This window comes from Streptococcus sp. k-628 (genome assembly GCF_013277475.1).
In the GTDB taxonomy this organism is placed as follows: Bacteria; Bacillota; Bacilli; order Lactobacillales; family Streptococcaceae; genus Streptococcus.
Map to the genome: position 1 here is coordinate 1 of NZ_VMMZ01000090.1, position 8,722 is coordinate 8,722.

9 protein-coding genes, 1 tRNA gene, 1 rRNA gene, 1 other RNA gene and 2 pseudogenes are annotated in these 8,722 nt (G+C 40.4%); 2 read left to right on the plus strand and 12 right to left on the minus strand.

Annotation, left to right across the window (positions count from 1 at the left end):
• Positions 1 to 217 precede the first annotated feature (217 nt).
• The 10 genes from HT730_RS09545 to comW form a co-directional block, all read right to left on the minus strand.
• Positions 218 to 1,186 (minus strand): ribose-phosphate diphosphokinase, encoded by a 969-nt coding sequence (locus HT730_RS09545; protein ID WP_033682853.1) that lies wholly within the window; start codon positions 1,184 to 1,186, stop codon positions 218 to 220.
• 144 nt (positions 1,187 to 1,330) lie between these two features.
• Complete coding sequence (locus tag HT730_RS09550) at positions 1,331 to 2,146, minus strand: PrsW family glutamic-type intramembrane protease (protein ID WP_173307449.1); 816 nt, start codon at positions 2,144 to 2,146, stop codon at positions 1,331 to 1,333.
• 24 nt (positions 2,147 to 2,170) lie between these two features.
• Positions 2,171 to 2,668, minus strand: a complete 498-nt coding sequence (locus tag HT730_RS09555; RefSeq protein ID WP_049511695.1) for a carbonic anhydrase — start codon at positions 2,666 to 2,668, stop codon at positions 2,171 to 2,173.
• A 72-nt stretch (positions 2,669 to 2,740) separates the two neighbouring features.
• On the minus strand, positions 2,741 to 4,105 hold the full coding sequence (radA, locus tag HT730_RS09560) for a DNA repair protein RadA (protein ID WP_135783528.1): 1,365 nt from the start codon (positions 4,103 to 4,105) through the stop codon (positions 2,741 to 2,743).
• Between the two features lie 10 nt (positions 4,106 to 4,115).
• Entirely contained in the window at positions 4,116 to 4,673 is a 558-nt protein-coding gene (locus HT730_RS09565; protein ID WP_173307450.1) for a histidine phosphatase family protein, read from the minus strand.
• On the minus strand, positions 4,633 to 5,076 hold the full coding sequence (locus HT730_RS09570) for a dUTP diphosphatase (protein ID WP_173307453.1): 444 nt from the start codon (positions 5,074 to 5,076) through the stop codon (positions 4,633 to 4,635). The genes HT730_RS09565 and HT730_RS09570 overlap by 41 nt, the downstream gene beginning before the upstream one ends.
• A gap of 56 nt (positions 5,077 to 5,132) precedes the next feature.
• Positions 5,133 to 5,230, minus strand: an RNA gene (gene ffs / locus HT730_RS09575) — signal recognition particle sRNA small type.
• 32 nt (positions 5,231 to 5,262) lie between these two features.
• Positions 5,263 to 5,730, minus strand: coding sequence for a tRNA adenosine(34) deaminase TadA (gene tadA, locus HT730_RS09580; RefSeq protein WP_173307451.1), 468 nt, complete (start codon positions 5,728 to 5,730; stop codon positions 5,263 to 5,265).
• A 199-nt stretch (positions 5,731 to 5,929) separates the two neighbouring features.
• Positions 5,930 to 7,216 carry an adenylosuccinate synthase gene (locus tag HT730_RS09585; protein WP_001832534.1) on the minus strand — a complete coding sequence of 429 codons (1,287 nt, stop codon included), beginning with the start codon at positions 7,214 to 7,216 and terminating at the stop codon, positions 5,930 to 5,932.
• Between the two features lie 230 nt (positions 7,217 to 7,446).
• A complete protein-coding gene (gene comW, locus HT730_RS09590) occupies positions 7,447 to 7,683 on the minus strand; it encodes a sigma(X)-activator ComW (RefSeq protein WP_173307452.1) in 237 nt (78 codons plus the stop codon).
• Positions 7,684 to 7,912: 229 nt separating this feature from the next.
• Here comW and HT730_RS09595 point away from each other — a divergent pair.
• Positions 7,913 to 8,147, plus strand: a pseudogene (locus tag HT730_RS09595) (transposase); the annotation flags it as partial.
• Positions 8,128 to 8,391: pseudogene (locus HT730_RS10595) on the plus strand (transposase family protein); the annotation flags it as partial. The pseudogenes HT730_RS09595 and HT730_RS10595, both read left to right, overlap by 20 nt.
• Before the next feature lie 76 nt (positions 8,392 to 8,467).
• Here the strand turns inward: HT730_RS10595 and HT730_RS09605 are convergent.
• Positions 8,468 to 8,541: transfer RNA gene (locus tag HT730_RS09605), tRNA-Asn, on the minus strand.
• A 5-nt stretch (positions 8,542 to 8,546) separates the two neighbouring features.
• Positions 8,547 to 8,662 (minus strand): 5S ribosomal RNA (gene rrf / locus HT730_RS09610).
• Positions 8,663 to 8,722: the final 60 nt, after the last annotated feature.

The window sequence follows — 8,722 nt, forward strand, 5'->3', positions numbered from 1 at the left end:
GCAAACTAGGAAACTAGCCGCAAGTTGCTCAAAACACTGTTTTGAGGTTGCAGATAAGACTGACGAAGTCAGTCACATATATACGGCAAGGCGACGTTGACGTGGTTTGAATTTGATTTTCGAAGAGTATTAAATCTAGGTTTACTAGATTCACTGCTACTATCTATTTATTCGGAAAAGAGACGAAAAAACCTGAGAATTATCTCAGGCTTGGTCATTAAATCTTTTTCTCAATACTGAAAAGTGGAGAGAGTGGGCGTTTTTCATGGATACGTACAATAGCATCCCCTAGGAGATGAGCGATTGAAATTTGCTCAATCTTATCAATCAAACGCTCTTCTGGCAGATAGATGGTATCCAAAACAACCAATTTCTTGATAGCTGATTTTTGGATATTGTCCATAGCAGGACCAGAAAGAACTGGGTGCGTACAGCTTGCATAGACTTCAACAGCACCAGCTTCTGCAAGAGCATCTGCCGCATGACAAATCGTTCCAGCAGTATCAATCATATCATCAATCAAGATACAAGTCTTGCCTTCGACCTTACCGATGATGTTCATGACTTCACTAGTATTCATCTTATCAACGCTACGACGTTTATCAATGATAGCGATAGATGTTTTCAAAAATTCTGCCAACTTACGAGCACGAGTCACCCCTCCATGGTCTGGGCTGACAACCACATAGTCAGAACCAACCATGCCACGACGCTCAAAATAATCCGCAATCAGAGGAGCCCCCATCAAATGATCCACAGGAATATCAAAGAATCCTTGAATCTGCGCAGCATGCAAGTCGATGGTCAATAAACGATCCACTCCAGCTACTTCAAGCATATTTGCGACAAGTTTTGAAGTGATTGGCTCACGCGCTCTCGCCTTTCTATCCTGACGTGCATACCCATAGTAAGGCATGACAACATTGACAGATTCTGCACTCGCACGCTTCAAAGCATCTACCATAATCAAAATTTCAAGCAGATTGTCATTTACGGGCGAGCTAGTTGATTGTAGGATAAAGACGTGTTTCCCACGGATTGATTCTTCGATGTTGACCTGAATCTCTCCATCTGAAAATTGGCGAACACTTGATTTCCCCAACTCTATCCCAATCTCCTGCGCTACACGTTTTGCCAATTCTTGATTAGAAGAAAGGGCAAACAGCTTTAAATCAGAAAAAGACATGATTTCCTCCGGTATATATGTATCGCTTGTGCTTTTCACAAGATTTTCCATCTACCATTGTAGCGCTTTTTACACTATTTTTCAATCAAAAATAAAAGAAGGACACTATATTTGTACCCTTGCATCATTCTTTTGAAAAATATTCTAGTTCATTATCTCATCGTTCTTCTCAACAAAGCGATAAGCCTGATAAAAACCATAGAGAGTAATAGCCATAACCACTGGGATCGCTAGTGGCAACTCTGTCTCCAATTCAACAAAAGGAGAGTTAAACAAGAAGTGAGTTCCCAAGGCTAAACCTAGGAAAATAGGCCCCTGTTGCTTGCCAACCTTCTGCCCTTTATAGGCTCTGTAAATCAAGTAAACACCTACTACAGCCAGACCTGAAAAAGTCCAGTGAGAAGCAATTCCTGAGATAATACGCTCTAAAATCCTCGAAATAGTAAAGTCAAATCCCTCTGGCAAATCCGTACGAATATAGCTAATATCCTCAATCATTTGGAATCCCAAACCAGAAGCAATGCCTAGTAAAAACAAAGATTTTAATTTTCGCACAGGAATCAAAGCTAAAACAAAGACAAGTGGCAATAATTTCAAGGGTTCCTCTACCAAAGGAGCCACAATAGCGCTTTCAAAGGCATTTAAAAATGCACTATCTGGGAAAAGAATGCCCAGCAAATCATGGATATAGGTATTCGCAAAGCTAGACAACCAGCCTGAAAGGAACATCCCACCCAATAAAGACAAGATCAAGGCATTCTTTGGCAATTCCCATTTTTTTCCAATACGGAAAAGGAAATAAAGAGCCGGAATCATGTAAAAGAGAGCTAGAAAGATAGAAACTCCCATTAGTCCATATTCCGCACCTGACATCGAACCGTCCGTATAGTAGATGGTTTCATACTGTAAACCAATACATAGCAATAGAATAAAAATAAATAAAATGCTGTTTTTCTTCATACACTTTCTTTCTAAATAAAGTATTTACAATTCTACGACTGTCATACTTCCTGTATCCACATCGTAAATGGCACCAGAGATAGTGACATCATCTGGTATTAGGGGAGACTCGATAAGCAATTGCATGTCCTCGCGTACACTCTCCTCTATATCTTGGAAGGGCAAGAAGTCCTGGTCTGACACATCGACACCTAGTTCCTCTTTCAGATACTCCTGAAAAGGTCCATTTTCAAAGGTCTGAGCACCACAGTCTGTATGGTGCAATACCACAATCTCTCTTGTCCCCATTTGTTGCTGGGAAATAACTAGCGAACGAATCATGTCCTCAGTCACTCGACCACCTGCATTCCGCAAGATATGAGCATCCCCAAGTGCCAATCCCAAAGCTTGCGCAACGTGCAGACGAGAGTCCATACAGGTCACAATGGCAACTCTTGTTTTAGGTTTAAGTGGCAGATTTAACTGCCCATGTAGGGCAACATAAGCCTGATTGGCTTGCATAAACTGTTCAAAATAAGACATGATTTCCTCCTTAACAGTTTGAGAGTCAAATATTTCTCCTATCTTATCATTTTTAAGAGGATTTGTCACAGATTAAGCAAAAACCTTTTTCAAAACCTCCTGAATCGTTGTCACCCCAATGACCTGAATTTCCTTGGGTGGAGTAATTCCTGTCAAAGAATTTTTGGGTACATAAATCTTAGTAAAGCCCAGTTTAGCAGCTTCATTGATACGTTGCTCGATACGATTCACGCGCCGAATTTCTCCTGTCAAACCAAGTTCTCCTACAAAACATTCCTGAGGGTTGGTTGGCTTGTCTTTATAGCTCGAAGCAATAGCAACTGCAACGGCCAAGTCAATGGCAGGTTCATCCAATTTGACACCACCAGCAGATTTGAGATAGGCATCCTGATTTTGCAAGAGAAGCCCTGCCCGTTTTTCCAAAACAGCCATAATCAGACTCGCACGATTGAAGTCAAGCCCTGTCGTAGTACGCTTGGCATTTCCAAACATGGTCGGTGTCACCAAAGCCTGAACCTCTGCCAAAATCGGACGCGTCCCTTCCATGGTCACAACGATTGACGAACCAGTTGCTCCATCCAAACGCTCTTCTAGGAAAACTTGACTCGGATTGAGGACCTCAACCAATCCACCTGACTGCATCTCAAAAATCCCAATCTCATTAGTGGAGCCAAAACGGTTTTTAACCGCTCTCAGAATACGAAATGTATGGTGACGCTCCCCTTCAAAGTAAAGCACCGTATCCACCATATGCTCCAACATACGCGGACCAGCCAGAGTGCCCTCCTTGGTCACATGTCCTACGATAAAGATGGCAATATTATTAGTCTTGGCCAGCTGCATAAGTTCAGCCGTCACCTCACGCACCTGAGAAACAGACCCCTGTACCCCTGAAATCTCAGGAGACATAATGGTTTGAATTGAGTCAATAATGAGGAAGTCTGGCTGGATGCGCTCCACCTCAGCTCGAACACTCTGCATATTGGTCTCTGCATAGAGATAAAACTCGCTATCAATATCTCCCAAGCGCTCTGCTCGTAGCTTAATCTGCTGGGCAGACTCCTCCCCACTGACGTAGAGAACAGTCCCCACTTGAGACAACTGGGTTGAAACTTGTAGGAGAAGAGTCGATTTCCCGATTCCAGGATCTCCACCGATGAGGACGAGACTTCCCGGTACCACTCCTCCTCCAAGTACACGGTTGAATTCCTCCATCTCCGTCTTGGTTCGATTGACATTGATAGAAGTCACCTCAGCCAGTTTCATGGGCTTGGTTTTCTCACCTGTCAAGGACACACGCGCATTCTTGACCTCGGCAACCTCAACCTCTTCTACAAAAGAAGACCAAGACCCACAGTTAGGACAACGTCCCAAATATTTAGGGGAATTATACCCACAATTTTGACATACAAATGTCGCTTTTTTCTTTGCGATGATAAACCTCTTTCTATATCTCTAACTCACACTCAATCACTTGGCAAAAATCAATCTTCTCATTTGGCACAAACTGGCGCATGAGCATGTTGTGAGTTACCACTATCACGGTCTGGTAATCTCGATACTTAGACATACATTCTAGAAAACGAGACTTTATCTCCGTAGCTGTCTCATATTGAATAGGACTATTAGAAAGTAACTCCCCATTATTTTCTAGAAACATAGTACGAGCTTTTTCAAAATTATCTGTGCCACTTTCATAGACCTGCCATTCATGTAACAAAGGCTCTACTCTTAAAGGAAGACTCGTAGCACAAACCACATAAGAAGCCGTTTCTAAAGCTCTTGTGACTGCAGAAGATATGATTATTTCAGCTGAAGGGAGTAAAGGATTGGTGCTCAATTTCTGGGCTTGCTGCCGTCCCTTATCAGACAAGGGTGCCAAATCTATCCCAAATCCCGTATAAGAACGCTCCTCTAACTCACGATAATCTGGCTCCCCGTGACGTACAAAGATAATCTTCATCTTAGTGTCCAGTTGACCCAAATCCACCAGTTCGAACGCCATCAGCCGCATCTCCATCTGCAATTAAGAAAGGAGCAAAAACAGCCTGGACCACACGTTCCCCAACTTCGAGAATCACTTCTTGGTCTGTGATATTCTTCATCTGCGCAAAAATATGCCCTTCATTTCCAGGATTTCCATAATAATCCCCATCAATGACCCCAACTGAGTTAATTAAAACCAAGCCCTTCTTACGAGGATTTGAAGAACGATCATAGAGATAGAGAATCTCAGTCGGCTGCATATAAGCCTTAACCCCTGTCGGAACCAAGACAATCTCTCCTGGAGCAATAACCGTACGCACAGCAACCTTTAAGTCGTAACCAGCCGCATGCGCTGTCTCACGCTTGGGTAATAAATTTTCATCTGTAAAAGTCGAAACCAATTCAAAACCACGAATTTTCATCATCTTCTCTTTTCTATTATCATTTATTCTAGATTATTCTATCTTATTTATTCGGAAAAAGCACGAAAAAAAGAGCACACAATTCAAATCGCTTAGGGCTGCTGGATTCCTCCCCTGACCCGCTTCACGCAGAACTGTTGCTCCACTATTTATTATATCACATTCCTATTCATTTTAAAAGCAAAATTATTTTTTCCGTCTATTTCTAAAAAAGTCCTGCATAATAGCTGCGCATTCATCTTCCAAAATTCCCCTTTCAACCTCCACACGATGATTGAGACGCTCATCTGTCAAAATATCGTACAAACTCCCAGCAGCGCCAAATTTCTGGTTTTTAGCCCCATAGACCACGTTTGGAATACGGGCAAGTCCAATCGCCCCACTACACATGACACACGGCTCAATGGTCACAAAAAGCGTGCAATCCAGCAAGCGCCAGCTCTCCTCACTCAGGTTCGCATTCTCTATGGCCATAATCTCCGCGTGCATAACTGCTCGCTGCAACTCCTCACGTGCATTATGCCCACGACCAATAATTTTTCCGTCCTTGACAATCACACAACCAATCGGAATTTCATCGTGTTCCAAGGCAATCTCAGCCTCTCTCAAAGCCTCCCTCATAAAAACTTCTTTTTCTTCAACTGTATAATTCATCCGTTTCTCTTTTCCTGCTTATCGATTTTATTATTATATCATGAATCCCAAGACAAAAAAAGCCACCGAATGCAGTGACTTTATAGGGAGATTATTATGAAAAAGAAAAGTTTAGGATATTTGTTACAACAAGTTAGGAGGTCTTCTTGTAACTGTCTATAGTATACCCGACCTATCTTAAACAAATCTTAAAAATCTCTTAGGACCAAACACTTTCTAAAATATTTGTTTGTTCACGACCAGGACCCACTGAGAAAGTAGAAATACGAACGCCAACCAATTCACTCACACGACGAACGTAGTTACGCGCATTCTCAGGAAGATCTTCCAAATTACGAACTCCGGTAATATCTTCTGACCAACCTGGCAACTCTTCATAGATAGGCTTGCAACGTTTCAATTGCTCAAGACTAGCTGGATAGTAGTCAATACGTTGACCATCAAGATCATAGGCCACACAGATCTTCACTGTATCTAAACCACTCAAAACATCGATAGAGTTCAATGAAAGGTTAGTAATACCAGAAACACGACGGCTATGACGCATCACAACTGAGTCAAACCAACCCACACGACGTGGACGACCAGTTGTTGTACCATATTCATGACCTACTTCACGGATACGTTCTCCCACTTCATCAAACAACTCAGTTGGGAAAGGACCGTCTCCTACACGACTCGTATAGGCTTTACATACACCTACAACCTTATCAATCTTACTTGGACCAACACCAGAACCAATCGTAACACCACCAGCAACAGGGTTTGATGACGTAACAAATGGATACGTACCTTGGTCGATATCTAGCATAACACCTTGTGCACCTTCAAAAAGCACACGTTTACCGTTATCCAGTGCATCATTCAAAATGACAGATGTATCTGTCACATACTTCTTGATTTGTTGACCATATTCATAATATTCTTCAAAAATATCATCGAAGGCGATAGCTTTACTGTCATACAATTTTTCAAAAAGACGATTCTTTTCAGCAAGGTTACGTTCTAAACGCTCACGGAAAATATCTTTATCCAAAAGATCGGCGATACGAATCCCAACACGAGCAGCCTTGTCCATATAAGCTGGACCAATTCCCTTAATTGTAGTACCAATCTTATTGTCGCCCTTAGCTTCTTCTTGCAAACGATCTAACTCGATATGATAAGGCAAAATAACATGCGCACGATCAGAAATACGCAAGTTATCAGTTGTCACACCTTCCTCATGAAGATAGCTCAACTCTTTCACAAGAGATTTAGGATTTACAACCATACCATTCCCAATAACAGAGATTTTTTCAGGGAAGAAAATTCCAGATGGAATCAAGTGCAACTTAAATTTCTTACCATCAATCACAATCGTGTGACCTGCATTATCACCACCTTGGTAACGTGCAATCACTTCTGCATTCGCTGAAAGGAAGTCTGTAATCTTCCCTTTACCTTCATCACCCCACTGGGTACCTACAACAACAACTGAAGTCATAATCTTGTCTGAGCCCTCAGGCTCTTCCTTTCTCACATACATGGCAGGACTCTCACCTGCAATTATATCTTACAATTTATTATAAGAAAAAATCGCCTTTTTATCAAGAAGAAACAATAGAAAGATTTGCTATTTCCAACTATTAAAAAATGTTTTAGAAAAAATTCCGGCTATTTATCATTATTTTCCCACAAAAAGTTAAATTTGTTCGGAAATTAACTCATATTGTCTCAACAAGCAACAAAACCTTGTTTCATTATCAATTTTTCAAGATACAAACGATAAGCAACACGATAATGGTAAACGATAAAATCTCTACGACACCCAATACCATATCTCACTAAATAATAAATCAAAAATTTAAAATGAAAATGTTCCCAGTCCCAACTATTACCAAAGAAAGTAGCATACTCTTCTTTGATACTGTCATAGAAATCAGTCATCTGATCATAAATATTTTGTAGCATAAGCATACACTCCTTTACTTTTTATGATTTTATTCTAACAAAAAATTTTAATTAATCATTAATAACTCCTGAATTGTTAAAATATCAACCTCAACAAGAGAAAAAATAGGAAAAGTTGACAGAATAGAAACAAATTTACTACCTAAATTAGACTATTATAGACCTTATTAACTACGTTAAATACTAAAAGAGACTGAGGTAAAAATCTTAAAATAAGAAAAACGCATAGTATCAAATTTTTCAAACTATCTTTAAAACATTTCTCAAAGATAACAAGAAAATTGTCAATATCCTTAAACTAGCCTATTCTAACGCCAAACTAGAAGTCACTAATAATCCCATCAAACTTATCAAGCGCAACGACTTTGGTTTTCGGAACTTTGAAAACTTCAAAAAACGGATTTTCATCGCTCTAAACATCAAAAAAAAAAGAAAGGACGAAATTTGTCCTTTCTCGAGATTAGCTTTTCTGGCTCTATAATATTTGTAGTGGGTAAATCCCCTATGGATATTATGGAGCCTATTTTATTGTAGAAAAAAAGTCCCATATCATCTATAATGAAGAAATATGACTTTCAAAAACATTCTAAGATTCCTTACCTCGAAACTACTGGTATGCCTACCAGAATTCTACTTAGAGAGCGTCGTTTTAAGTGCTATCAGTGCTCGAAAATGATGGTGTCTGAAACTTCTATCGTCAAGAAAAATATCTCGCTTCATTAGGTGCGAGATAGATTATTAATTATATAACAAAAAAGAGGTCAAAACCTCCTTTAATTAACTACTCCGCCAGTAGGACTCGAACCTACGACATCATGATTAACAGTCATGCGCTACTACCAACTGAGCTATGGCGGAATAAAGCTAAGCGACTTCCATATCTCACAGGGGGCAACCCCCAACTACTTCCGGCGTTCTAGGGCTTAACTTCTGTGTTCGGCATGGGTACAGGTGTATCTCCTAGGCTATCGTCACTTAACTCTGAGTAATACCTACTCAAAATTGAATATCTATTCAAATCAAGAAAACCGTTCGCTTT